The sequence below is a fragment of the Streptomyces sp. CNZ301 genome, assembly GCF_004217425.1.
Window position 1 is genome coordinate 3,601,828 of record NZ_SHLG01000001.1, and the last position, 24,105, is coordinate 3,625,932.

General features: G+C 69.9%; 21 protein-coding genes and 1 pseudogene. 8 read left to right on the top strand and 14 right to left on the bottom strand.

Going from position 1 to position 24,105, the window contains the following annotated elements; translation table 11 throughout:
* Positions 1-46: 46 nt before the first annotated feature.
* Together EV375_RS15560 and EV375_RS15565 are read right to left on the bottom strand one after the other, a co-directional pair.
* On the bottom strand, positions 47-1,969 hold the full coding sequence (locus tag EV375_RS15560; protein ID WP_486588496.1) for a long-chain fatty acid--CoA ligase: 1,923 nt from the start codon (positions 1,967-1,969) through the stop codon (positions 47-49).
* Positions 1,970-2,050: 81 nt separating this feature from the next.
* Entirely contained in the window at positions 2,051-3,355 is a 1,305-nt protein-coding gene (locus EV375_RS15565) for an acetyl-CoA C-acetyltransferase (protein ID WP_130299963.1), read from the bottom strand.
* A gap of 72 nt (positions 3,356-3,427) precedes the next feature.
* Here EV375_RS15565 and EV375_RS15570 point away from each other — a divergent pair, with 72 nt between their 5' ends.
* Complete coding sequence (locus tag EV375_RS15570; protein WP_130299964.1) at positions 3,428-4,825, top strand: 3-oxoacyl-ACP reductase; 1,398 nt, start codon at positions 3,428-3,430, stop codon at positions 4,823-4,825.
* Positions 4,826-4,830: 5 nt separating this feature from the next.
* Entirely contained in the window at positions 4,831-5,862 is a 1,032-nt protein-coding gene (locus EV375_RS15575; RefSeq protein ID WP_130301874.1) for a MaoC/PaaZ C-terminal domain-containing protein, read from the top strand.
* Here EV375_RS15575 and EV375_RS15580 read toward each other — a convergent pair.
* The gene (locus EV375_RS15580) at positions 5,831-6,463 is read right to left on the bottom strand and encodes a TetR/AcrR family transcriptional regulator (RefSeq protein WP_130301873.1); all 633 of its coding nucleotides are present in this window, start codon (positions 6,461-6,463) and stop codon (positions 5,831-5,833) included. The two genes, EV375_RS15575 and EV375_RS15580, sit on opposite strands and share 32 nt — an antisense overlap.
* A gap of 284 nt (positions 6,464-6,747) precedes the next feature.
* On the opposite strand from EV375_RS15580, the gene EV375_RS15585 reads away from it, so the two are divergent.
* On the top strand, positions 6,748-7,383 hold the full coding sequence (locus EV375_RS15585) for a TMEM175 family protein (RefSeq protein WP_486588497.1): 636 nt from the start codon (positions 6,748-6,750) through the stop codon (positions 7,381-7,383).
* A 103-nt stretch (positions 7,384-7,486) separates the two neighbouring features.
* On the top strand, positions 7,487-8,383 hold the full coding sequence (locus EV375_RS15590) for an MIP/aquaporin family protein (protein ID WP_130299965.1): 897 nt from the start codon (positions 7,487-7,489) through the stop codon (positions 8,381-8,383).
* 305 nt (positions 8,384-8,688) lie between these two features.
* Here the strand turns inward: EV375_RS15590 and EV375_RS15595 are convergent, their stop codons facing one another.
* Positions 8,689-10,188 carry an MFS transporter gene (locus EV375_RS15595; RefSeq protein ID WP_130299966.1) on the bottom strand — a complete coding sequence of 500 codons (1,500 nt, stop codon included), beginning with the start codon at positions 10,186-10,188 and terminating at the stop codon, positions 8,689-8,691.
* Positions 10,189-10,792: 604 nt separating this feature from the next.
* Here EV375_RS15595 and EV375_RS15600 point away from each other — a divergent pair.
* Entirely contained in the window at positions 10,793-12,172 is a 1,380-nt protein-coding gene (locus EV375_RS15600) for a hypothetical protein (RefSeq protein ID WP_130299967.1), read from the top strand.
* A gap of 269 nt (positions 12,173-12,441) precedes the next feature.
* Here the strand turns inward: EV375_RS15600 and EV375_RS15605 are convergent, their stop codons facing one another.
* From EV375_RS15605 to EV375_RS15615, 3 genes are all read right to left on the bottom strand, one after another.
* A complete protein-coding gene (locus tag EV375_RS15605) occupies positions 12,442-13,110 on the bottom strand; it encodes a class I SAM-dependent methyltransferase (RefSeq protein ID WP_130301876.1) in 669 nt (222 codons plus the stop codon).
* A gap of 190 nt (positions 13,111-13,300) precedes the next feature.
* Positions 13,301-13,939, bottom strand: a complete 639-nt coding sequence (locus EV375_RS15610; RefSeq protein ID WP_130299968.1) for a DUF4142 domain-containing protein — start codon at positions 13,937-13,939, stop codon at positions 13,301-13,303.
* A 422-nt stretch (positions 13,940-14,361) separates the two neighbouring features.
* Positions 14,362-14,556 carry a hypothetical protein gene (locus EV375_RS15615; RefSeq protein WP_130299969.1) on the bottom strand — a complete coding sequence of 65 codons (195 nt, stop codon included), beginning with the start codon at positions 14,554-14,556 and terminating at the stop codon, positions 14,362-14,364.
* Positions 14,557-14,771: 215 nt separating this feature from the next.
* Here EV375_RS15615 and EV375_RS15620 point away from each other — a divergent pair, with 215 nt between their 5' ends.
* Positions 14,772-15,119 (top strand): putative quinol monooxygenase, encoded by a 348-nt coding sequence (locus EV375_RS15620; RefSeq protein WP_130299970.1) that lies wholly within the window; start codon positions 14,772-14,774, stop codon positions 15,117-15,119.
* Between the two features lie 160 nt (positions 15,120-15,279).
* On the opposite strand, the gene EV375_RS15625 is transcribed toward EV375_RS15620, so the two are convergent.
* The 5 genes and pseudogenes from EV375_RS15625 to EV375_RS15645 all read right to left on the bottom strand — a co-directional run bounded on the left by EV375_RS15625 (position 15,280) and on the right by EV375_RS15645 (position 20,015).
* Complete coding sequence (locus tag EV375_RS15625; protein ID WP_130299971.1) at positions 15,280-15,696, bottom strand: cupin domain-containing protein; 417 nt, start codon at positions 15,694-15,696, stop codon at positions 15,280-15,282.
* A gap of 36 nt (positions 15,697-15,732) precedes the next feature.
* The gene (locus EV375_RS15630) at positions 15,733-16,563 is read right to left on the bottom strand and encodes a phosphoenolpyruvate hydrolase family protein (protein ID WP_130299972.1); all 831 of its coding nucleotides are present in this window, start codon (positions 16,561-16,563) and stop codon (positions 15,733-15,735) included.
* Complete coding sequence (locus EV375_RS15635) at positions 16,553-17,782, bottom strand: Tm-1-like ATP-binding domain-containing protein (protein ID WP_130301877.1); 1,230 nt, start codon at positions 17,780-17,782, stop codon at positions 16,553-16,555. The genes EV375_RS15630 and EV375_RS15635 overlap by 11 nt, the downstream gene beginning before the upstream one ends.
* A gap of 204 nt (positions 17,783-17,986) precedes the next feature.
* Positions 17,987-19,263, bottom strand: a pseudogene (locus EV375_RS15640) (cytochrome P450).
* Entirely contained in the window at positions 19,263-20,015 is a 753-nt protein-coding gene (locus tag EV375_RS15645) for an alpha/beta hydrolase (RefSeq protein ID WP_130299973.1), read from the bottom strand. The pseudogene EV375_RS15640 and the gene EV375_RS15645 overlap by 1 nt, the downstream one beginning before the upstream one ends.
* Before the next feature lie 453 nt (positions 20,016-20,468).
* On the opposite strand from EV375_RS15645, the gene EV375_RS15650 reads away from it, so the two are divergent.
* Complete coding sequence (locus EV375_RS15650; protein ID WP_130299974.1) at positions 20,469-20,915, top strand: SRPBCC family protein; 447 nt, start codon at positions 20,469-20,471, stop codon at positions 20,913-20,915.
* A 323-nt stretch (positions 20,916-21,238) separates the two neighbouring features.
* Here EV375_RS15650 and EV375_RS29715 read toward each other — a convergent pair whose 3' ends face one another.
* The gene (locus tag EV375_RS29715) at positions 21,239-21,613 is read right to left on the bottom strand and encodes an EF-hand domain-containing protein (RefSeq protein ID WP_486588498.1); all 375 of its coding nucleotides are present in this window, start codon (positions 21,611-21,613) and stop codon (positions 21,239-21,241) included.
* Positions 21,614-22,281: 668 nt separating this feature from the next.
* Between EV375_RS29715 and EV375_RS15660 the strand changes: the two genes are divergently transcribed.
* Positions 22,282-22,527, top strand: coding sequence for a hypothetical protein (locus EV375_RS15660; RefSeq protein ID WP_130301879.1), 246 nt, complete (start codon positions 22,282-22,284; stop codon positions 22,525-22,527).
* 235 nt (positions 22,528-22,762) lie between these two features.
* Here EV375_RS15660 and EV375_RS15665 read toward each other — a convergent pair whose 3' ends face one another.
* A complete protein-coding gene (locus EV375_RS15665; protein ID WP_486588740.1) occupies positions 22,763-24,043 on the bottom strand; it encodes a dicarboxylate/amino acid:cation symporter in 1,281 nt (426 codons plus the stop codon).
* Positions 24,044-24,105 lie beyond the last annotated feature (62 nt).

Below are 24,105 nucleotides of genomic sequence, written 5' to 3' on the forward strand. Positions count from 1 at the left end.
CGCCGCTCCGCTCGGCGCCCGCATCGGGTGCCGGCGCCGGCCCGCGTCACCGCTCGTAGAGCTGCGCGATCTCCCGCTCGAAGTCGCGGACGATCGCCGCCCGCTTCAGCTTCAGCGACGGCGTCAGATGCCCGCCCTCCTCCGTGAAGTCGTGCGGTAGGACCGCGAAGCGGCGGATCGACTCGGCGCGCGAGACCATCCGGTTCGCCTCGTCGACCGCCTGCTGGAGGTTGGCGAGCAGATCGCCGTCCTCGACAAGCTGCTCGGGGGTGAGGTCCTGCTTCTTGTGCATCTGCCGCCAGTGGGCGAGGCCGTCCGGTTCGAGGGTGATCAGCGCGGTGATGTACGGACGGTCGTCGCCGACGACGAGGCACTGGCTGACGAGCGGATGCGCGCGCAGCCAGTCCTCCAGGGGTGCCGGGGCGATGTTCTTGCCGCCGGAGGTGATGATGAGGTCCTTCTTGCGGCCGGTGATCGTCAGATAGCCCTCGTCGTCGAGGGTGCCGATGTCACCCGTCGCGAACCATCCGTCGTCCCCGGTGTCCGGGACGGCCGCTTTCCGCCGCGGGTCCCAGTAGCCGCCGAAGACGTGCGCCCCCTTCAGCAGCACCTCCCCGTCGTCGGCGATGCGGACGGCCGTACCCGGTACGGGCCAGCCGACCGTGCCGAGGCGGGGCTTGAGCGGCGGGGTGCAGGTGGAGGCGCCGGTGGTCTCCGTCAGCCCGTAGCCCTCGAACACCGAGATCCCGGCGCCCTCGTAGAACGCGGCGAGACGCGAACCGAGCGGTGAGCCACCGCTGATGACGTAGCGGCAGCGCCCGCCGAGCGCCGCGCGGATGCGGCGGTAGACCAGCAGGTCGTACAGGCCGCGCGCCGCCTTCAGAGCGGGACGGGGACCGCTCCCGCGTCCGTGCTCCTGTTCCTCGACGGCCTCGCCGTAGCGGCGGGCGATGCGCGCGGCACGGTCGAAGGAGGAGGCGCGGCCCATCTTCTCGGCCGTGGCGCGTCCGGTGTTGTAGACCTTCTCCAGCACGTAGGGGATGCCGAGCAGGAACGTCGGCCTGAAGCCCGCGAGATCGGCGAGGAGTTCCTCGGTCTGGATGCTCGGCGCGTGCCCGAGCCGTACGCGAGCCCGCATGCACGCGACGGCGACCATCCGCCCGAAGACGTGCGAGAGCGGCAGGAACAGCAGCGTCGAGGCCGGGTCCTTGCTGACGGACTTGAAGACGGGGTGCAGCAGTTCGATGTCGTTGTCGATCTCGGCGAAGAAGTTGCCGTGGGTCAGGACGCAGCCCTTGGGCTGCCCCGTCGTGCCCGAGGTGTAGATGAGGGTCGCGATGTGCTCCGGGCCGACGAGCCCGCGCCGCTCCGCGACCGCTTCGTCGTCCAGGTGCCGGCCCTCTCCGGCGATCTGGGAGAGCGCACCGGTGTCGAGCTGCCAGAGGTGTTCGAGGGCGGGCATGGCCTCCCGCTCGGCGGCGAGCAACCGCGACTGTTCGACGTTCTCCACGGCGCAGCCGCGCGCCCCGGAGTGCTGGAGGATGTAGCGGGCCTGCGCGGCGGAGGACGTCGGGTAGATGGGCACGGTGACAAGCCCCGCGGCCCAGCCGGCGAAGTCGAGCAGGGTCCATTCGTACGTGGTGCGGGCCATGATGCCGATGCGGTCCCCTGCATCGAGACCGAGACCGATCAGCCCCTTCGCGAGGTTCAGGACCTCCTGTGCGAACTCGGAGGCGGTCACGTCCCGCCAGGTCCCGTCGGGCTGCTTCCGGCTGAGCACCGCCTCGAAGGGCGCCTCGACGGCGTTGTTGAAGGGGATGTCGCCGAGTGAGCCGCTCGTGACCGCGGGTGCGAACGGCGGCATGACGACCTGCCGTACGACGCCGTCCACCACCTCCCTCTCCGGCTCGACGAGCGTGGGGCCCGCGGAGGCGGGCGCCTGGACTGGGCTGGCGGGCTGGGTCGTCACGAGCGGCTCCTGTTCGTGCGGTACCTCGTCGATGCGGTTGAACCAGTTGACCGGTGGCGCCGAAGGATTCGGGGGAGGACCTCAGGCCCTCTCCAGTACGGCGGTCACCCCCTGGCCCCCCGCCGCGCAGACGGAGATCAGTCCCCGGGCCCCCGCCTCGGCGCCGTCGCGTTCCGCGAGGAGCTTGGCGAGGGTGGCGACGATGCGGGCGCCGGTGGCGGCGAAGGGGTGCCCGGTGGCCAGCGAGGAGCCGGCGACGTTGAGGCGTTCGCGGTCCAGGGGCGCGAGCCCGCGCTTCTCCCAGGCGGCGAGGGTCGCAAGCACCTGCGACGCGAACGCCTCGTGGATCTCGAAGAGTTCGAAGTCCTCGATGCCGAGGCCGGCGCGCTCCAGCATGCGGGGAACGGCGTATGCGGGCGCCATCAGCAGCCCGTCCTCGCCGGGCCCGCCGTCCTCGTCGTAGAAGCTGACGGCTCCCGTCTCGTAGGCGGAGAGGTACGCCAGCGGCGCGAGACCGTGCCTCTCTGCCCACTCCTCACTGGCGAGCAGCACCGTCGCGGCGCCGTCGGTGAGCGGTGTGGAGTTGCCGGGCGTCATCGTCGCGTCCGGTTCGGAGGTGCCGAAGACCGGCTTCAGCTCGCCGAGTTTGTGCACGGAGGTGCCGGGACGCAGGTTCTGGTCCCGTGCCAGGCCCCTGAAGGGGACGACGAGGTCGTGCAGGAAGCCGCTGTCGTAGGCGGTGGCGAGGTTGCGGTGGCTGGCGGCGGCGAGCACGTCCTGGTCGTGCCGCGTGATGCCCCAGTCGCGTGCGGTGCGGGCTGCGTGCTCCCCCATGGACAGGCCGGTGCGCGGCTCGGCGTTGCGCGGGATCTCCGGTACGAGGTGACGCGGGCGCACGCGGGCGAGTTCCCTCGCCCGCGCCTTGAACGACTTGGCCCTGCGCGTCGCGAGGAGGATGCGCCGCAGCTCGTCGTTGACGCCGAGCGGGGCGTCGGAGGCGGTGTCCGCGCCGCCCGCGATGCCCGCGTCGGTCTGGCCGAGGGCGATCTTGTTGGCCACGGCGATGACCGCCTGCAGTCCGGTGCCGCACGCCTGCTGGATGTCGTAGGCGGGCGTGCGCGGGTCCAGCCGGGAGCCGAGGACGGTCTCCCGCGCGAGGTTGAAGTCACGGCTGTGCTTGAGCACGGCGCCGGCCACGAACTCCCCGACCCGGCGCTCGCCGGTCAGCCCGAACCGCTCGATCAGCCCGTCGAGAGCGGCCGAGAGCATTTCCTGGTTCGAGCAGGTCGCGTACGGTCCGTCCGAACGCGCGAAGGGGATGCGGCTGCCGCCGATGACTGCGACGCGGCGTGGGGTGCCGGCATGTGTGAGGCCGCTGGGACTCATCCTCGACCAAACTCCTGACCTGTAAGTAACCTTACTCGGAAGTAAATCTACGCGAGCTGGAGGATTCGGGGAATGGCTGACCGGTATCTGCATTGGACCAACACAACGCCCGGCCGTCTCCTCACCCGCCGTCTCGGCCTCCCCCGCCCGGTACCGCTGCACCGCTGGTCGGCGGAGCGACCGCTGCTCGGCGACGGCTCCTTCCCCGTGCTGCACCTGACGCCCGTGCCGCCCCGCGGCAGCGGGAACGACGCAGGCACGCACACGAAGGAGCTCACGGCGGTGCTCGCCGGCACCGGCCTCCCCGTCCGTACGGAAACCGGGGGCGCGGAACCGGGCGAACGCCATGCCGCCGTCGTCGTCGACGCTACGGGCATACGCGGCGTACCGGAACTGCGACGAGTGCACGAATGCCTCCACCCGGTCCTGCGGTCCGTCGTTCCGTGCGGCCGCATCGTGGTCCTCGCCGCGCGCCCCGACGACGGCGACCACCACCAGGCCGCGGCGCAGCAGGCGCTGGAGGGCTTCGTACGCTCACTGGCGAAGGAGACCGGCGGCGGACGCACGGCGCAGCTGGTCCGGCTCGCGCCGTCAGCCACGGTGGCCGACGCCGAGTCGACGCTCCGCTTCCTGCTCTCCCCCAAGTCGGCCTACGTCAGCGGCCAGGTCGTCGAGATCGGCGAGCACGCGTCCGCCGGGGCCGCGGCGGAGACCGCGCCGGCAGACCGGCACCGCCCCCTCGAAGGGCGCACGGCCCTGGTCACCGGCTCCGCACGGGGCATCGGGGAGTCCGTCGCGGCGACGCTGGCACGCGACGGCGCGCACGTCGTCTGCCTCGATGTCCCCCAGGCGGAGGCCGACTTGAACCGCGTCGCCGAGGCCCTGGGCGGCACGGCCCTGCCGCTCGACATCACCGCCGACGACGCGGGCGCCCGCATCGCTGAGGCGCTGCCGGGCGGCGGTCTGGACGTGCTCGTGCACAACGCGGGCATCACCCGCGACCGCAGGCTCGTCAACATGAAGGCCGAGCGGTGGGACCAGGTGATGGAGGTCAACCTGGCCTCCGTGCTGCGCACCACCGACCATCTGCTGGCGGCGGGCGCGCTGCGCCGCGGGACGGGACGCGTCGTGGCCACCGCTTCGATCGCCGGCATCGCGGGCAACGTCGGCCAGACCAACTACGCGGCGAGCAAGGCCGGAATCATCGGTCTCGTGCGCTCCCTCGCGCCGCGCGCCGCGGCGGAGCACGGCGTCACCGTCAACGCCGTGGCACCCGGGTTCATCGAGACGAAGATGACGGCCGCCGTGCCCTTCTTCATCCGGGAGGCCGGCCGGCGCATGAACTCCCACTCCCAGGGCGGCCTCCCCGTCGATGTCGCCGAGACCACCGCGTGGCTGGCGGACCCCGCGTCCTCCGCCGTCAACGGCCAGGTCGTCCGGGTCTGCGGCCAGAGCCTGCTGGGGGCGTGAGCACCATGACAGTCCGCCGTCTCTCCGCCCCGCCCCGGCTGCCCCTGGTCCTCGCCCGGGGAGCCCTCGCCTCGCGTTCGAAGCGCGGCCCGTACGAACAGGCACGGCTGCCCGGCGAGCGGCTGGTGCTGCCGGACGCGCGCATCGACGCGGGGAGGCTGCGCGCGTACGCCCGCGTCTGCGGGTTCGACGGCGACACCTGGCCGGCGGCGCAGCGTCCGGACGGGGGGCCCGGCGAGGTTTCCGGTGGGGGGCCGCCCGGTGGGGGGCCCGGCGCACCGGGCGCCTCCCTGGTGCCGCCCACCTACCCGCACATCCTCGGCTTCCCCCTCGCGATGCAGCTGATGGCGCGGCCCGACTTCCCCTTCCCGATGCTCGGCCTCGTCCACACCGGCATCGAACTCACCCAGCACCGCGCGCTGCGCCCGGAGGACCGCCCCGAGATCTCCGTGCACGCCGAGGGCCCGGCACCGCACCGCCGCGGCAGCAGCTTCGACGTGGTGACGGAGGCACGGCTGGGCGGTCAGCTGGTGTGGCATTCACGCAGCACCTACCTGTGCCGGCACCGCACCGCGGACACGTCCGGCGAGGGGCGGGGCGGCCGGGGCGGCCGGCGCCGGGACGACGAGGCGGAAGCGGCGGCCGCGCCGCTGCCCCTGCGCGAGCAGTGGGACCTGCCCTCCGGCCTCGGACGCCGCTACGGGCGTGCGTCCGGCGACCGCAACCCGATCCACCTGCACCCGCTCACCGCGAAGCTCTTCGGCTTCCCCCGTCACATCGCGCACGGCATGTGGACCTTCGCCCGCTCACTCGCCGCGACGGGCGCCGCCGCGGGCTGCGAACAGCTCACCGCACGCGCGGAGTTCAAGGCGCCGGTGCCGCTCCCCTCGACCGTCGCCCACCACGCCGACGAACCGACGGCCTCGGCAGGCGGCTACCGCGCTCCCGTGCGCGTGCACCGCTTCGAGCTGCGCAGCGGCGAAGGGGAACGGCAGCGGCTGCACCTCACCGGTGAGGTGACCAGCGAACGCCCTTGATCATTTGCTCCAGGCCCGTCCAGCAGAAGTTCATCAGCGTGGCCGCGGTCTCCTTCGGTGAAGGGACGGCGTCCGTACGGGCGTTGGCCCACACCGCCAGCGATTCGGCCGCGCCGACCATGGCGTGCGCGAGCCCGGAGACTTCCCGCTCGGCGAACTTCTCGTCGCAGCCGGCGTCGACGGCGGCCCGGGCCAGCAGCAGCGTCACCAGTTCGGTGATCTCCGCCCGCATCGCGGCGACTTCACGGGCGAACGGCTCGCCCTGGGTGTCGGCCCTGTGCAGCACCGACCAGCCGTCGGGCCGCGCCGCGGTGTGCGCGAAGAAGGCGCACAGCCCGTTCCACAGCTGCTGTTCGGCACGGGCGCCGGGGACCTCGTCCCTGCCCGTGACGCCCCGCACGGCCTCGACGAGAGCGGCCCGCTCCCTCCGTATGCACGCCGTGAACAGGTCTTCCTTCGACTTCAGATACAGATAGACCAGCGGTTTGGAGACTCCCGCCTGCTCGGCGATGTCGTCCATCGACGCAGCCTGATAGCCGTGCCGCGCGAAACCCACGACAGCCGCGTCGAGCATCTGCCGCTCGCGCACCTCCCGCGGCATCCGCCGGCGTCCCCCGGTTCTCGTGCTGTTGGTCCCCACCTGTACGCCCCTCCGCTCCGTTCCCCCGTCTCCCCACGGAATTCCCGGATGTCAGAGTACGCGGACCCTGCGTCAACTCACCTGGCGAGCGCCCGACTGCCCCGCTTCATAAGCGGGGCAGTCGCCTCCACCGCTCCAGTCCTCCGCCGCGCGCCCGCAGGCGGCAGCACAGCACTCGCGTGCGATTCGCCGGGCACTGGCGCGGGACGAATCCCCCCATACCAACAGCCCCTAACATCCCCGGCGTGGATCACGAAGCGGCCGCCGGCCGGGAACGCGGAGGACTGGAACGCCTGGAGAACCTCTCGGACAACGTCTTCTCCATCGCCATGACGCTGCTGGTGCTCGACATCACCGTGCGGCGCGGGCTCAGCACCGAGGGCTTCCGCGAGGCCCTGGGCCTGACCCTTCCCCACATCGCCGCGTACGCGCTGAGCTTCGCGGTCATCGCCGAGTTCTGGCTCGACCACCGCCGCATCCTGGCGGCCTTCCCGGAGGTGGACTCGAAGGTCACCGGAATGACCCTGCTCGGACTCGGACTGACCGCGCTGGTCCCCTTCCCCACCGCCCTGCTCGCCGAGTACAGCAGCCAGCCGCAGGCCGTGGCCGTCTACGGCCTGAACGTCGCCACGTTGAACGCCGTCCATCTGTCGCTGCTGCTCAGCTCACACCGGCGCCTCGGACGCACGACCGACACCGCCGAGATCCGGCGCCGCCGTCTCGACTCCTTCGACCTGGCCAGCACCGTCATCGTCTTCGGTGTCACGGTTCCCCTCGCCTTCGCCTCCCCCTCAACAGCCAAGTGGGTCTGGCTCGCCCTCATTCCGGCCAAAGTCCTGATCGGACGCATGCAAGGGCGCGCCCGTAGGCCATCGGGTTGAGATACGGGGTGACGCGCGCTCAGCCTCGCCTCGTCACAAGCCCCCCTGCTTACGGTTTCGCAAAGGGGCAGGCAGGGCCGTTCCGAACGACCAAGGAGAGCCGATGGCTGAGCAAGCCGCGAGGATCAGTCGACGCCGCGGTTACAGGACCGGACTGGGAGGCGAACTCCTCGCCGAGTTCCTCGGCACCTTCGTCCTCCTTCTGATCGGCTGCGGATCGGTCGCCGTCGCCGTCGTCGGTCTCTCCGGTTCGGGCCGGCAGGCCGGGGCCTTCGGCCCCGCGAACTGGCTCATCATCTCCTGGGGATGGGGTCTGGCCGTCGTCTTCGGTGTGTACGTCGCAGGAGGCATCAGCGGCGCCCACATCAATCCGGCCGTGACGCTCGGCTTCGCGGCGCGCGGCCACTTCCCCTGGAAGAAGGTGCTCCCCTACTGGGGTGCGCAGCTCGTCGGCGCGTTCATCGGCGCCGCGATGGTGTACGCCACGTACCACTGGGCGATCGACGCGTTCAACGCCAAGGAGGGCATCGGACGCGAGAAGTCACTGCCGACCTTCTCCATCTTCGCGACGTTCCCCGCCGAATACTTCGGTGATTCGTGGTGGGGTCCCTTGCTCGACCAGATCGTCGGCACCGGTTTCCTGCTGCTGCTCGTCTGCGCACTCATCGACATGCGCAACACGGCCCCGATGTCGAACATGGGCCCGTTCCTCATCGGTCTCGTCGTCGTCGCGATCGGCCTGACCTACGGGACGAACGCGGGCTACGCGATCAACCCCGCGCGCGACTTCGGCCCCCGCCTGTTCACCTTCTTCGAGGGGTGGGGTTCCATCGCCTTCCCGGGCAGTTTCGACTGGTTCAGCAGTTACTGGTGGATCCCCATCATCGGGCCGCTCATCGGCGGCGTCATCGGGGCGTTGGTCTACGAGCACCTGATCAGCAGGGTCATCGTCGCCCGTGGCGAGATGCACCCCGAAGGAGAAGCGGGCCCCGCGGAGTAGCGAGATCGCGCTCCCTCCGCACCACCGGAAAACGACGAAGACCTCCGCGACCGGAAGCCCCGCACGGCTCCGGCACCGGGGGTCTTCGTCGTGTCCGCGCGCTCCGGCGGGCACGACGGACGAGACGGCGGCGGCCGGCGGGAAGGGAGCGGAGGAGATGGGGAGGCGAGGAGAGGCAGTCGGAGGTGCGGTCGGGGAAGACCCCGGAATCTCCGCCCCCGGAAAGGCTCGCCGGTACGTCCCGGCCAGGACGCCGTGACGCGTCCCGGCACAGCACGTACCGGCGAGCCGGACGGCCGACCGGATCAGGATGCCGAGGGCTCCCGCGCGGAGAGCGGCGCGGCGATGTCCTCGAGGGAACGCCGCTCCGCCGGTACCGCCAGGAACGCCGCGACCACACCGGCGAGGCACATCAGTCCCGCGCCGATCTGGAAGGCGAGGGTCGTGTCGCCGAGGACGCCGTTCTCCGTGAGCTCGGCGAAGATCAGCGGACCGGTGATGCCTCCGACCGCCGTGCCGAGCGCGTAGAAGAACGCGATGGCCATCGCCCGGGTCTCCATCGGGAAGATCTCACTGACCGTGAGGTAGGCCGAACTGGCGCCCGCGGACGCGAAGAACAGCACGACGCTCCAGCAGACGGTCAGCGTCGTCGCCGACAGGTGACCACCGGAGAAGAGGGCCGCGGTGCCGAACAGCAGCACCCCGGACCCGATATAGGTGCCGGAGATCATTATTCGGCGCCCCACCGTGTCGAAGAGCGGACCGAGGAGAATCGGGCCGAGGAGATTGCCGATCGCGATGGCCACGAAGTAGTAACCCGTGGAACCGGGCGGCACATCGTAGAAGGCCGCGAGAATGGCGCCGAATCCGAAAGTGACGGCGTTGTACAGAAACGCCTGGCCGACGAAGAGGGAAAGCCCCAGAAATGCGCGGGAGCGGTACTTGGAGAAGACCGTGCGCGCGATCAGTCCGAAGCCGACGGCCTCGCGCTGGTTGATGACCATCTCCCCGGCCGGCTCGGGCAGGCTGCCCTCGCCGTACTGGGCGATGCAGCGCGCCTCGGCGTCCTGCACGATGGCTTCGGCCTCCTCGCCGCGGCCGTGGATGAACAACCACCGTGGACTCTCCGGCACGTTTCTCCGCACCAGCAGGATGACCAGGCCGAGGACGACGCCGAACGCGAAGGTCAGGCGCCAGCCGACGTCCTTCGCGAAGATGTCGGTGTCGAGCATGGGGATCGAGAGCATCGCCCCGGCCGCGGCTCCGAGCCAGAAGCTGCCGTTGATCGCGAGGTCGACGCGGCCGCGGTAGTACGAGGGAATGAGCTCGTCGATCGCGGAGTTGATGGCCGCGTACTCGCCCCCGATACCGAATCCCGTGATGAAACGGCACAGGAAGAACCACCAGCTGTCGAACGACAGCGCCGTCAGGGCCGTCGCCGCCAGATAGACGGCGAGCGTGATCAGGAAGAGCTTCTTGCGTCCGAAACGGTCGGTCAGCCACCCGAAGTACAGCGCGCCGAGACACGCCCCCGCCACGTACAGGGCGGCCGCCAGTCCCGTGACCTGCGCCGAGGTGATGTCGAGTCCGCTCCCGGACTCAGACAGCCGCCCCGCGATGTTGCCGACGAGGGTGACCTCCATCCCGTCGAGGATCCAGACCGTCCCGAGGCCGATCACGATCATCCAGTGCCAGCGCGACCAGGGCAGCCTGTCCAAGCGCGCCGGTACCGCTGTTCTGACTGTGACGGCGCCCGTGCCCGTGCCCGATGAAAGCGTCCCGCTGCTTCCACCTTCAACTGCCATTGCATACTCCGTCTGAATTGTTCGGTGTTTTCAGGTCATGCCCGCTCGTCCCCCTGCTGTCGGAAGACGAGCTCAACGGGCCTTCCTGGCCGGACAGTTAACACCCTCGATCACCCGCGGAAGGGCCGTATCGAAACACAGGTCCGTACGGTTTCCGGTCAAGTGACGGGCAGCGGACCGCACTTCACCCATGGCAGAACATCCCGGACGGCGAATTACTTCAAGAACCCTTCGAAATAAGATTGAAACCATTCGGCGGAGAGACAGTGAAATGTCATATGCCCCGCCTTCGCCGGCGGTTCGGCGGATATGAACAAGCGCACTGGACGCGGGCTACGGGCCGCCGGTGGGCGAGGCCTTCCACAGCCTGCCTGCCCCCTGCGCGTCGCCTGCGCACTGAGCACTCGCGTCGAACCCGTGCTCCTCGGCGCCGGACACCCCACGCGGTGGAGCCGAGTCGTCGCGCGCACGGCACGCACAGAGCACGCGCCACGGCCCATTAGCCGTGTTGCACAAGAAACTTCGGCCCCGGACGACTCAGTAGTAGGTTCTCCGATCCAATCCCCCCACGGGCCCCGTGCCCGCGCGAGCGAAGAGGTTCCACGTGAAGCGTGTTACCAGCCGCGCCATGATCACCGTGGCCTGCATATCCGGCCTGCTGATCGCGGGCACCGCGATGCCCCACGCGTTCGGCACCACGACGAAGCCGGCCGGCGAAGCCGCCGGGCCGGACGGTCCCTCCGCGGACGACGGCCGAAGACGCGGCGCCGAACTCTCCGTCAAGCAGGGCCGCTCCGAATCCGCGAGGATCAGCCGCCCCTCGGACAGACGCGGGCCCAACACTCTGAAGGACACGGACGTCAAGCTCTCCTCCTACGACGCCGAGGCCGGCCGGGCCGTTCTCGGCCGGAGTGACCGGGCCGGAGAGGACGGCGGCATCGACGTCCGCAAAGGCGATGTGATCGCCAGCCCACCCACCAAGGCGGCCCCCGAGGGCGCGCTGGTCAAGGTCGATGACGTGAAGGCCGAGGACGGCGGGAAGGCCGAGATCCTCACCTCTCGGGCCAGCCTCACGGAGGTCTTCGGCGGTGCGAAGGCCGACGGGAAGATCCCGGTCTCGCCCTCGGAGTGGAAGATCGACCCGCTGGTCAAGGAACTCGACGTGGCCCGGGGCGCGGCGAAAGCCGGGCGCGGGGCCGACGGCGAGAACCTGCATCTCGACTTCGGCACCGGACTGCCCGGCGGCGACGAGGCGGGGCAGGAACAGCCGACCGAAGTGGACGGCTACCTCGACATGGCGCCGAAGGTGGACTTCTCCTACGACGGGCACGGCTCGGCCGATCCCCGCGACGCGACCGCCTCCCTCGGAGTCGGAGGAGCGTACAAGGCCGGCTGGCACGTCAAGGGCACTGTCGCCGAATCCGGGTTCGCACGCCGCATCCCCCTCGCCGAGGTCACCGCACATCCCGTGATCATGGTCGGTCCTGTGCCGGTCGTCGTCTCCGTGAAGCTGACGCTGGTACTGAAGGTGCAAGGGAACGGCCGGATACAGGTGGACGTCCAGAAGGACGTCAGCGGAACGGTGAAGGTCGGCACGGAGTACTCCAAGGCGACGGGCTGGGAGTCGGACGCCGACGCCGACGGCACGACCCTTCCGGGTGGCAGGGCGGAAGTCTCCGGGCAGGGTGAGCTGCGCACGATGCTCGGCCCCGAAGCGAACGTCGGCCTGTACGACACGGTGGGCGTGACCGCGTTCTTCGGCCCGTACCTGCGGGCGACCGCCCAGTACTCGGAACAGCTCCCCGAGACCGACGGTCAGGGAAACGGCGAGTGGCAGCTGAACGGGGGCCTGACCCTGGAAAGCTCCCTCTACGTGCAACTGCCGTTCGTGATCATCGGCAACCGTCCGTCGAAACAGATCAACTTCCCGCCCGTGACCCGCGAGTGGTTCATCACCAAGGGCCGGATCCCGGCCGGCTCCTGACCACCGGCAGAGCGGAGAGGCACTGGCCCGGCACACGAGCTGCGCTCGCGACGTGCGCGGCGCTCGCGACGCGTACAGCGCTCGCGACGTGTGCGGCCACCCTGGCTCACGGTTCCGAACCAGGGTGGCCTCGCGTTCGGCACGCCCGGGCGTACGAACGGCGTGGCCCGCTTCTTGCCGACGACTGATCTTCCATGCACAGGCGGGCACGAAAGTACGGCAGACGGCTCCTCGAAGCCCACCCGGCCACCGAGGGCCGAAGACCGATCTCAGTCCCCGCGCCGGGCAAGGACCAGGCGGCAGCGAGGGCTGCCGTCCGGCCGACGGCCGAGAGCCTCCAGGGCGAGGGTCGTGACCGTGAAGCCCGCGTCGGTCAGATCGCGACGCACCTCGGGGAGGCGGAACCTCCGGTAGTACATGACGAAACGGGGGTGCCAGAGCGCGTTGCGCACCCGCATCGCGGCGTCGAACCCCCACAGCGCCCAGTACTGGCCCGACCCCACACGCGGCGGCGCCGCGACGGGGAAGGCGAACAGGCCGCCGGGGCGCAGCGCGGCGTGGACCTGCGCGAACAGCGTGGGCCGCTCACTCGGGTAGAAGTGGCCGAACGCCCCGAAACTGACCACCAGTCCGAAGGCGTCGCGGGCCGGCAGCGCGCGTGCGTCGGCGCGCACCCACTCCGCGCCTGGTACCGTCCGGCGGGCCTCGGCGAGCATGCCCTCGCTGAAGTCGACACCGGTGACGGAGCCGGTGCACACCCGCCGCAGCACCCGGTCCACGCCGAGCCCGGTGCCGCAGCAGAGGTCGAGCCCCGCCTCGAACGGCCCGAGCGGACGCAGCGCGCGAGCGGTGGCGTCCAGCACCTCGTCCGGGGTCCGGAACGGCGTGCTGCGGAACTTCGGCGCGAGCAGGTCGTACCCGCGCTGCGTGGAGGACATCGCCTGCCGGGCCAGTTCGAGGAGGCCCGGTCCGTCCGGGGAGATGAACAGCGTCACACCCTCACGCTAGCCCGAGCCGCGGCCGGCGGCTGCTGCCCGTCCACACGCCGCTCCGGGAAAGGCGTGAAGAGCGGATCCACGGCAACCGCGTCGACGGGGCCGGTGCCGGACGTCGCCCCGGAGACGCCTTTCACTTCACTTGCGCCAGCGCGTCGTAATCCACCAGCCCGGTCTCCTCCTCGACGGCGATGTGGTCGAGGACGATGGTGTTGGCCCTGGTCGCCAGCGAGCGCACCATCGAGTTGCGGGTCTGGTCGCGTACCAGGCTCAGCAGGTTCAAGGTCGTGCCGTCCTGCTTGCGCATACGGTTGACGAGGACGCGCTCGAACTCCTTGCCCCTGGCCTTCTCGATGTCCTCCAGGTACTTCTGCTGGGAGGCCGTCGACCGGTTCGGCAGCGTCACGCGCAGCGTGCGGGCCACCTGGATGACCCGCTTGTCCAACTCGGCGTCCCCGTCGACGACATGGTCTCCCACGAGCCGTACCGACCGCTCCGCGCTCCGCTCCCGTGCGGCACGGCCGGCAGGCAGTTCCCACAGAACCGCGGCGCGCACGTTGCGCATGAAGTCACGGTCGAGCGAGGTGAGTGGCCCGTACTCGGTCTTCCAGGTCCCCTTGCCGTCGTCGTGCCAGCCGGATCTGGAGAGAGCGGCGGAACGGTTGCCGTCGAAGAAGTAGACGGGTACCAGCAGCGAGAGCAGCGTCGCGACCAGACCGAGAATGACCAGCGCAGTCCCGGCTGCCCGCCCCGACGGCACGGTGGAACGCATCTGTCTCCCTCTCCACACGGTCTTCGAAACGCGCCCCGCACGATTTTCGAAACGCGCGAACGATAACGGACATTAACGGTGCGCGTGAGACCGCGCCGGGGGCTTCATACCGATCTGACAAAGCCCTCCCGGAACCTGCCGACGCCGCTGCCGCCGGCGGACGGGAGCCATGTCGTGGAGGCGGTCACAACCTGCGGACCCTGGCAGCCGGCACAGAGGGCCCCTCGCGCGAAGTCCGGCAGCGGGCCTCACATACGCGGTCCGGTCCGCGTGGGAGCCGCCCCTCCCCCAACGTGCGTGGCGGCGACGTGACTTGGCGCTCCATGCACGCTCGGAGCCGCTGCTGCACCGTGGCCGGCTCCGGACTCCGCGCGGAAAGCGTCCAGGCCGACGCTGCGGGCCCGCGGCACGCCGGGGGAGGCTCACTCCGAAGCGCGCACCGCTTCCGCGATCTCCTCGTCCGCCAGGGCGATGGCAGCGTCGGCCCGCCGGTACCAGACCTCGCGCCGGGCAGGGGCCAGGGTCGTCCAGGGGTGACGCTCGGCGGAGAACCCGAGCGTCGCGTACAGCGCCATCGCGTACCGCTCCCGGCGGTCGGGATTGCCGTCGGAGGTCACTTGGTCTCCTCGGTGCTTGTGGGTCGGACGAGGTGGAGCCGTCGGTCTCGGAACGCGGCGACTCCCGGCCCGCCAGGTTCGCCGCCGCACACCAACTATGTATGTTGGCCCGTGCGGTTGACCGACCGAGGGACCGCTTTCAGTTCACCGACTGCCGGCACCGGTCCCCATGCAGCGCCCCACAGGCAACCTGCGGGCCGGGGAGAGAGAGCAGCATGATCTTCATCACGGCGAAGTTCCGGGTACTGCCCGAGCACGCGGACCGCTGGCCCGACATCGCGCGCGACTTCACCGAGGCGACGCGTGCGGAACCGGGCTGCATGTGGTTCGACTGGTCCCGCAGCATCGACGACCCGACGGAGTACGTCCTGGTCGAGGCCTTCCGTGACGACGAAGCCGGCGCCGCGCACGTCGGTTCCGAGCACTTCAAGACCGCGCGGCGCGAACTGCCTCCGCATCTCGCCGGGACTCCCCTGATCATCAACGCGAACATCGACCAGGACGACTGGTCGGAGCTCGGCGAGATGTCCGTCGACCAGGCAGGTCCCGAGGACGGGAGCTGAGCACCGGCGGCCGGCCCGCAGGGTGCCGCGGTCACCGAGGGCACCGGCCCGCGCGCGTCCCCTGCAGCGGTATCACCGATCGCCCCGTCACCTTCGTCGCCGGACGGCGACCACCGCTCGGCCACGGGTGCCGCGTGGCCGCCCGCGGTGGGACTTGTGCTCACTCACGGGACGCCACCGCCCACGTGGGCGCCTCCCCCGGCGCCAGCTCGACGAAGCCGGGCAACCCGCGCAGAGCGTTCTCGGCACCGCCCGGCGTGTACGTCGCCACCAGCCGCAGCGGGCGCCAGCCGGTGTTGAACGTGGAGTGCGGCGTCCCCTTCGGGATCCAGACGGCGTCGCCCGTACGCACCGTGAACTCGGGGTCGTCGCCGACCGTCTGCCTCCCCTCGCCCTCGATGACGTAGAGGATCTCGTCGGCGTCCGGGTGCTCGTGCCGGTCATGGCCCTTGTTGGGATTGATGACGACCTCTCCCAGAGTCGATGACGCACCCGGAACGGCGTCCGGCGTCACGTGCCACTTGATCGATCCCCAGTCGAAGACCATCGTCGGGATCGTGCTCGGCTCTCGGCGCATGGAGAACTCTCCTCTCAACAGGGTTGCTTACGCACGTCACTGGCCGGAGACGGGAAGCTGCTTGAACGCACGGAGCCGGCCGGCGATGGCGCGTTCCGTGGGCAGCCGTTCCATCGACGAGGCGCCGAAGAACCCCGAGACGCCGTGCGTCCGGTCCAGGACGTGGCGCACGTCGTCCGGCTCGGCGAGCGGCCCGCCATGGCACAGCACGTGGATGTGGGGTGCCACGGCGACGGCGGCGTCGCGCATCTCCTGGATGCGTTCGACGGCCTGGTCGAGAGTGATCGCTGTCCTGGCGCCGATGCTGCCCTTCGTCGTGAGGCCGAGGTGCGGAACGATGATGTCGGCACCGGCCTGCGCCATGGCTGCGGCCTGCTCCGCGTCGAACACGTAGGGCGCGGTGAGGAGTTCGCGCTCGGCGGCGAGCCTGATCATCTCGATCTCGTGGTGGAAGCCCATGCCGGTCTCTTCCAGGTTGGCCCGGAAGAGGCCGTCGATGAGGCCGACCGTCGGGAAGTTCTGCACGCCGGTGAACCCGATGGCGCGCAGTTGGTCGAGGAACCACGGCATCCGGCGGAACGGGTCGGTGCCGCAGACGCCGGCGAGGACGGGTGTGGATTCCACGACGGGCAGCACCTCGCCCGCCATGTCCAGCACGATCGCGTTGGCGTCGCCGTACGGCATCAGCCCGGCCAGCGAGCCGCGGCCGGCCATCCGGAACCGCCCGGAGTTGTAGACGATGAGCAGGTCGGCGCCGCCTGCCTCGGCCGCCTTGGCGGACAGCCCCGTGCCCGCACCGGCACCGATGATCAGTTGTCCTTCGTCGAGCCGGCTGCGGAAGGCGGCGAGTGCCTGATCACGATCCATGGCGCTCCCTCTGGATGAGCCGGTGCAGGTGGTCGGCGGCCGATTCCGCGAACTCCGCGTCGTTGACGTGCAGTTCGGTGTCGACGACCTCGACGGCACTGCCGTCGACAGCCTCGAGCGCGGCTGCGACGCACGCGGCGTCCGCCCGCGGGTCCCAGAACGGCCCGCCCGGAGCGTCGAGGGCCGAGAATCCGCCACGCGGTACGAACAACGCGGCCGGGCCGGCCGACGCGGCGAGCTTCGCGCCCAGCACACCGCCGATCTCGGCGGACTCGGCCGTGCTCGTGCGCATCAGCGTCACCGCCTCGTTGTGGGCCAGCAGTGTGCGGTCCTCGAACTGCTTCGGCACGGTGCTCCGCGGACCGAAGTTCACCATGTCGAGCGCACCGAGACTGACCACCTGCGGCACGCCGGCCGTAGCTGCCGCGGTGAGCCGGTCCGGGCCGGCGGACAGCACGCCGCCGCCGACCTCGTCGGCGATCTCGGTGGTGGTCAGGTCGAGCACTCCCGCGAGGTGGCCGTCGGCCGCGAGCGCCTCCATCGTGCGACCCCCCGAGCCGGTCGCGTGGAACACCAGGACCTCGTAGCCCAGTTCTTCGAGCCGTCGCCGCGCCGTGTCCACGGCGGGTGTGGTGACGCCGAACATCGTCGCAGCGACGAGTGGCTTGTCCTGCGGTCCGGCGCGGGCGGTTCGCCGGGCGTCGTATGCGGAGGCCATCCCGGCGATCGCTGCCGCCGCGTTGGCGAGGACCTGCCGGGAGACCGAGTTGACGCCCGCAATGTCGACGACGCTGTACATCAGCGTGACGTCGGACGTGCCGACGTAGGCCGAGACATCACCGGCGGCCATCGTCGAGACGAGCAGCTTCGGCATACCAACGGGCAACGCCTGCATGACGGCCGCAGCGATCGAGGAGCCGCCGCTGCCTCCGAGGGCGAGCACACCACTCAGCCGGCCGCGAGCATGCAGCTCCTCCGCAACGGCCTTGGCTCCGGCAGCCATCGTCGCCAGCGCGTGCCCCCGGTCGCGCCGGGACCTCAGCGTCTCAAGGTCTGTGCCCGCCGCCTCGGCGACAGCGGCGGCCGTCACGTCTGCCGCGACGTCCGGCGTCCCCAGCACTCCCGTGTCGACGAGCACCACTTCGAGCCCCCGCTCGACGACGAGGTCGCGAACGAATGCGTACTCCCGGTCCTTGGTGTCCAAGGACCCGAACAACATCACTGCCAAGCCGGTTCCTCCTGCGGTTTCGCGCGTGACGATCGACCGCCTCATACTCTGGTCGGCCGACCGACCCCTCTCAAGGGCGATTTCCAGCGGCAATGGCCCGAAGACCGGGGGTGGCTGCACGTGACCTCACCGCGCGTCACGCACGTCGCCCGGTGGGGAATCCGGACGGTGCCGCCGAGAGCGCCGCTCATTCGGTCAGCGGTGGGCCGGGGTCCGGGGCGGGGTCCGGCGCACCGGCAGGTGCGTGATGCCGTTGATGAAGTTGGAACGCAGGCGGACCGGCGGCCCGTCGAGTTCCAGCTCCGGCACGCGGGCGAGCAGCTGGCTGAAGAAGATCCGCATCTGCATGCGGCCGAAGTGCGCGCCGAGGCACATGTGAGGGCCCTGGCCGAAGGCCAGGTGATCGTTGGGCGTGCGGGTGATGTCGAACCGGTAAGGGTCGGGAAAGGCACGCTCGTCGAAGTGCGCGGAGGCGTGGTAGACCACGACCTTGTCCCCCGCGCGATCCGCTGCCCGGCGAGTTCGGTGTCCCGAGTGGCTGTGCGGCGGAAGCTGAGCACCGGCGGGTGCCAGCGCAGCATCTCCTCGACGGCCGACGGCACGAGCCCGGGGTCGGCGCGCAGCCGCCGGTAGGCGTCGGGATGTTCCAGGAGGGCCAGGACGCCGCCGGGCAGGGCGCTGCGCACGGTGTCGTTGCCGGCGATCACGACGAGGAAGAAGAACATCGCCAGTTCTTCCCCGGTGAGTGGACGGCCGTCCTCGACGGTGGCGGTGGCCAGCGCGGTCATCAGGTCGTCTGCTGGGTGGCTGCGCTTGTGCCGGGCGAGTTCGTGCGCGTAGTCGAACATGTCGCGCAGCATCGCGGGCGAGCGCGGGTTGACGGGTCGTCCGTCGGCGTCGCGTACGACGTCGGCGTGCTCGGGGTCCTGGTAGCCGATGACCCGGTTGGTCCACTTCAGCAGCAGACCGCGGTCGGAGGCGGGGACGCCGAGCAGTTCGGCGAGGTTGGCGAGCGGGAAGTCGTCGGTGACCTCGGCGGGCAGGTCGAAGCTCTCGCGCTCGGCGACCGCGTCCAGCAGTGCGGCGGCGCGTTTCGTGATCTGCTCGGTGAACTGTTCCAGCCGTCGCCGGGTGAAGAGGGCGGCGGCCAGGCGGCGGATCCGGCTGTGCTCGGGCGGGTCCATGTTGAGGATCATCCGCCGGATGAAGTCGAGGTCGTCGGGGGCGGGGTCGCGGATCTGGGTGGCCCCGAGCCAGGACGAGTACACCGCGGGGTCGCGCAGCACGGCACGGACGTCCCGGTAGCGGGTGACGGCCCAGTAACCGGGCCCTGCCGGCCAGTCGTCGACCTCGTGCTCGTCCTGCCGGCAGACGGGCGCCTCGTCGCGGAGGCGGTGGAAACTGTCGTGCGGGATGCCGCGTGCGAACACGCGCGGGTCGAACACGTCGGGTCTCGCGGCGGGTGCCGCCATCAGTGCCTCGCGAGGAAGCGCTCGACGCAGGTTGCGAGGGCCACCGGAGACTCGTCCATCGCGTAGTGCCCGGCATCGGGGAAGATCTCGAGTTCGAGGTTCGGGTACCAGGCTCCGAAGGTGGCCCGCATGGTCTCGGCGCCCAGCGCGGGATCGTGCCGCCCGGCGATCACTTGGATCGGCACGTTGCTGCCCTCGACCTCGGTGTGGAAGTCGGTACGCGCCCACGCGTGCAGATAGGCGGCCAACGCGTCGCGGTCCGAGTTCTCCAGCGAATGCCGCACCATGGCGTTCAGCCATGTACCGGTATGCCGGTTTCCGGTGGTGAAGTCGATGATCGCGCGGCGGTTGCCGGGGCTGTCGGCGGCGCCGGCGAACAACTGCCAGCTCTGCTCGTCGAACGGCACACCGCTCGCCGGCACCGGTGACACACCGACGAGCGCCCTCACCCGGTCCGGCGCATCGGCGTACACCCGCTGCATGACGGATCCGCCCATCGAGTGCCCCAGCAGCGAGAACCGGTCGACGCCGAGGTCGTCGGCCGCGGCCAGCACGTCGCCCGCCGCCTCGGCGATCGAGTACCGGCCCGTCTCGCCGCGACGCTCGCCGTAACCGCGGTAGTCCAGGAACACATAGCTGAACGCCTCCCCGTCCAGGTGCGGCAGCAGGGCCTGCCATGACCGCGACGAGCCGAACCAGCCGTGCAGAACCAGCACGGTGTGCGCTCCGGTGCCGACACGCTTGATGCTCATCTTCCGCCCTCCGTCACCGAGTTGGGACTCCGGCGATGCTAGGGCGAAGGCCGGGGCCAGGGAACACGGCACCTCGCTGCCACGACGACCGGGCGTCGCCTCAGTACGACGCGCCGACGCCCGGTCACGCCCTGCTTGCCGGGGCTCGCCGGGTGGAACGCGGCATGTGCCGGGCCCAGCCGTACCCACGGAGGAGACACTCCACCAGGACCCGAACGGGGCAACTCCTCCGGTCCTCCCCGTACGGCTCGGGCGGCTCCGGCCAGCGGGTCGGCGGTAGACCGGGGCCTGAAGACGGGCGTGAGCACGAGTCCCGCCACGAGCCATGGGCCGGTGTCACACCCCGCGGCTAGCCTTCCCGGGCAGGCACCGGTCGGTGACGCGGAACCCCGGCTCGACTGATGAACCGGCCATCCCCCCGACCCCTTCCAGGACTCGACGAGTGGAGATCTGATGGCAGGACAGTTCGATGTGATCACGGAGATCGACCGGCCGATCGAGGAGGTCTTCGCCTTCCTCGCGGACGGTGAGAACGACCCGAAGTTCAGCCCCCGGGTCCTGGAGATCGCGAAAACGACGGACGGTCCGACGGGCGTCGACACCGTCTATCGGAGCACGGTCAAGGACGCCGGGATAAAGACCCGCAGAGATTTCCGGATCACCGAATTCGACCCGCCCCGCAGCATCCGATGGACGGAGACGTCGAAGAACCTGGTCACGGGCGAGGGCGGTTACGACCTGGAGCCCGTCGGCGACCGCAGGACGCGGGTGCGGTTGTTCAACACCTTGACAGGACACGGCCCCGGCAAGCTGATCGTCGGCGCCGCGCTGAAGGCGGCCCGCAAGGAGGCGGACGAATTCGGCAAGCGCATCAAGACCGCGGTGGAGTCCGCCCGTTGAGGACGGCGTACCCGCGGCACGAGCCCGGTGGTTCGCGGGTGACCGGGAACCGGACACTCGACGGCCACATCCAGGAGCTCATCCACCGACCCACCCGCATCGACCTGGCAGCAGGCTGCCATCGACGTCCTTCGAGGTAGTGCTCTTCCGGGAAGTCGTCGATGACACGCGTGAGGTGTTCGAGGGGCGCCAACAGCATCTAGCCGAAAGACGTTGAGGTGCAGTCAGCCTCCCATGCTCCCGTGCGGGACCGGCCTCCGCAGCGGTTGCCGTACAGCAGTGAAGTACAGCACCGCCGCGCAGGGTGACCGGAACGGCCGTGGTCAGTCCGCGCCGCCCTGCATCGGGGCCCAGAACTCCTCGAACGACATCGTGCCGTCGCCATCCGTGTCGAGTACGTCGATGAATTGCTGCGCCTGCTCGTCGGTGAGGTGCTCACCGCGCAGCTCGGCGACGACCTGCTGGTACTCCTTGGCAGTTATCTTCCCGTCGCCGTCGAGGTCGTATGAATCGAAGACCTTGCGCGCGGCCGCTTTCATGTCCACCACGTGGGTTCGCCCTTCCTCGTTGTCGGATGTTGCGCGATGGTACTGCGCGACGATCCCCTGCAGCACACCGAAGCGGGGCGCGCACCAGGCCGGCCGGATGACTATCAGGACGCCGATGGGCAGGGACAGCAGGGACCCCAGGTGTTGCACGTGATGCACCGCTTGGCAGCTGCTCTGAAGGCTCTGGATATGCAGCCCGACGCGGGCAATCTCTTTGCCGCGCCGCGGACTTCAGGCCGCACCTTCGTGATTGTTCGTGTGCGCCCGGCGGCTTGCTCATGATCCTCCGCCAGCGTGCGGTGAACTCGTTACGCAGTTTGCAAAGCTTGCCTGAACGCGTCCGTCACAAAGAATCCACAAGCATCCACGAGATCAGTGTGACAGTTGCGACCTCCTACGGCGCAGAGGGATGTGCGGCTGGCTGGTCCCGGCCGTATGCGGAACGAAAAGACATCTTGCGTCCTTTCATTCCACGCCCCGCGGCGCGCGACGGTTCAGGGCTCAAGGGCCTGGCCTGCACCCGGCCCCGTCGGCGCCGCGGGTATCGACAGATGACCGGCGCCTAGGTTCACACACCGAAAGAGCGCGTCGGCACGCACATGGAGTCAGATGATTCGCAACGTCGAAGGCGGTGAGTTCGTGCCGGCAGCAGGCCGGTAGAGGGAGCTCAGGCCGGGTTGTCCTCCGGCGCTCCTGAGACACATGCACCCAAGAGATCGGACGTTATGAGTCACGCTCACGAACCCGCCCCCACAAGCCATCGCCAGGGCGGGCCCCGTGATGAATCGCGATCACGATGGAGAGCCTTCGTGGTCCACATGATCGCCGACATCGCAGCTGCTTATGTGGGCCTGTGGATCGTCTTCCACCTGCTCGGTGCCGACCGAGCCAACTTGTTCGTCCAGTACGTTCAAGACATGGCGTACTGGCTCGCCGGCTGGTCCCAGAACATCTTCTCAGTGGAGAACGAAGGTCTACGCCTCGTCCTCAACTACGCCCTGCCAGCTCTCGTCTACCTCCTCGTCGGGCACGCAATCGCCGCCAAGATCCGACGCACTCGGTGAATTCACCGGCGGGAACGCCGGCTCGACGACAGCAAAATCCAATCGCAGATTTCCGGATTCCCGGGGAAGCCCTCAGCGAGAACTGCGACGCCGAGTTGCTCCCCCCGACCTCGGGGGTTCTTATGCCACTTCGCTGCCAGACACCTTGAGGGCACCTGGCATGGAACCGGAACAAACAACTCCCCCGACCTCCGGTAAGGCCAGGGGAGTTGGCAAGCCGCGCGGCAGGAGCGCCCTACGCCGCCGCCGTCGCCGTCCGCGTCTCCGGCTCGAAGCCGTCCAGGTCGATGCTGCGCGCCCCGGCGTACTTGTCGCGGTCCAGGATTCCCTCCCGGGCCGAGACCAGCACCGGAATCACTGCCTGACCCGCGACGTTCGTCGCCGTCCGCATCATGTCCAGGATCGGGTCGATCGCCAGCAGCAGGCCGACGCCCGCGAGGGGAAGTCCCAGCGTGGAGAGGGTCAGGGTGAGCATGACCGTGGCGCCCGTCAGGCCCGCGGTGGCGGCGGAGCCGATGACGGAGACGAAGACGATCAGCAGGTACTCGCGCAGGCCCAGGTCGATGCCGTAGAACTCGCCGATGAAGATGGCGGCGATGGCCGGGTAGACCGAGGCGCATCCGTCCATCTTCGTCGTCGAGCCGAAGGGCACCGCGAAGGAGGCGTACTCGCGGGGGACGCCGAGTCGTTCGGTCACCTTCTGCGTGAGGGGCATGGTCCCCACGGACGAGCGGGAGACGAAGGCCAGTTGGATCGCCGGCCACGCACCGCGGAAGAACTGCAGCGGGTTGACCTTCGCGACGGTGGCGAGCAGCAGCGGGTAGACGCCGAAGAGTACGAGGGCGCAGCCGATGTAGATGTCGGCGGTGAAGGTGGCGTACTTGCCGATGAGGTCCCAGCCGTAGTCCTTGATGGCGGTGCCGATGAGACCGACGGTGCCGATGGGGGCGAGCCGGATGATCCACCACAGCGCCTTCTGCAGCAGGGCCAGCACGGCCTCGCCCACCGACAGCAGGGGTGCGGCCTTCTCGCCGAGCTTGAGGGCGGCGACGCCGACGACCGCGGCCATGAACACGATCTGCAGCACCTGGAGTTCGGTGAAGGGCGTGATGATGTCGGTCGGGATGATCCCGGTGAGGAAGTCCAGCCATGATCCGGACTCCTCGGGCTTCCCTGCGTCGCCGGCCGAGAGGCCGGTGCCCGCGCCGGGGTTGGTGACCAGGCCGATGAGGAGGCCGATCGCCACGGCGATCAGCGAGGTGGCCATGAACCACAGCAGCGTCCGGGTCGCGAGCCGCGCCGCGTTGTGGACGTTGCGCAGGTTCGTGATCGAAACCATGATCGCGAAGAAGACGAGCGGAGCGACGGCCAGCTTCAGCAGCTGGACGAATATCTCGCCGGTCTTCGTGAGTGCCGTCCCGAGCCAGGCGACGTCGCCGCTGCGGGCGACCCAGCCGAGCAGCACGCCCAGGAGGAGGCCGAGCAGGATCTGGGCCCAGAACGGGACCCTGGGTATCCGTCCGCGCGAGGACGAGGGCGAGGAGGCAGGCGGAGCGGAGCCACCGGGCGGTGTGTCTG

Excerpts from the sequence above, each read along its gene's own strand:
- EV375_RS15565 (WP_130299963.1), bottom strand. The coding sequence starts at position 3,355 with ATGAGTCCCAGCGGCCTCACACATGCCGGCACCCCACGCCGCGTCGCA.
- EV375_RS15570 (WP_130299964.1), top strand. The coding sequence starts at position 3,428 with ATGGCTGACCGGTATCTGCATTGGACCAACACAACGCCCGGCCGTCTC.
- EV375_RS15575 (WP_130301874.1), top strand. The coding sequence starts at position 4,831 with ATGACAGTCCGCCGTCTCTCCGCCCCGCCCCGGCTGCCCCTGGTCCTC.
- EV375_RS15580 (WP_130301873.1), bottom strand. The coding sequence starts at position 6,463 with ATGCCGCGGGAGGTGCGCGAGCGGCAGATGCTCGACGCGGCTGTCGTG.
- EV375_RS15590 (WP_130299965.1), top strand. The coding sequence starts at position 7,487 with ATGGCTGAGCAAGCCGCGAGGATCAGTCGACGCCGCGGTTACAGGACC.
- EV375_RS15595 (WP_130299966.1), bottom strand. The coding sequence starts at position 10,188 with ATGGCAGTTGAAGGTGGAAGCAGCGGGACGCTTTCATCGGGCACGGGC.
- EV375_RS15605 (WP_130301876.1), bottom strand. The coding sequence starts at position 13,110 with ATGTCCTCCACGCAGCGCGGGTACGACCTGCTCGCGCCGAAGTTCCGC.
- EV375_RS15610 (WP_130299968.1), bottom strand. The coding sequence starts at position 13,939 with ATGCGTTCCACCGTGCCGTCGGGGCGGGCAGCCGGGACTGCGCTGGTC.
- EV375_RS15620 (WP_130299970.1), top strand. The coding sequence starts at position 14,772 with ATGATCTTCATCACGGCGAAGTTCCGGGTACTGCCCGAGCACGCGGAC.
- EV375_RS15625 (WP_130299971.1), bottom strand. The coding sequence starts at position 15,696 with ATGCGCCGAGAGCCGAGCACGATCCCGACGATGGTCTTCGACTGGGGA.
- EV375_RS15630 (WP_130299972.1), bottom strand. The coding sequence starts at position 16,563 with ATGGATCGTGATCAGGCACTCGCCGCCTTCCGCAGCCGGCTCGACGAA.
- EV375_RS15635 (WP_130301877.1), bottom strand. The coding sequence starts at position 17,782 with ATGTTGTTCGGGTCCTTGGACACCAAGGACCGGGAGTACGCATTCGTT.
- EV375_RS15645 (WP_130299973.1), bottom strand. The coding sequence starts at position 20,015 with ATGAGCATCAAGCGTGTCGGCACCGGAGCGCACACCGTGCTGGTTCTG.
- EV375_RS15650 (WP_130299974.1), top strand. The coding sequence starts at position 20,469 with ATGGCAGGACAGTTCGATGTGATCACGGAGATCGACCGGCCGATCGAG.
- EV375_RS15660 (WP_130301879.1), top strand. The coding sequence starts at position 22,282 with ATGATCGCCGACATCGCAGCTGCTTATGTGGGCCTGTGGATCGTCTTC.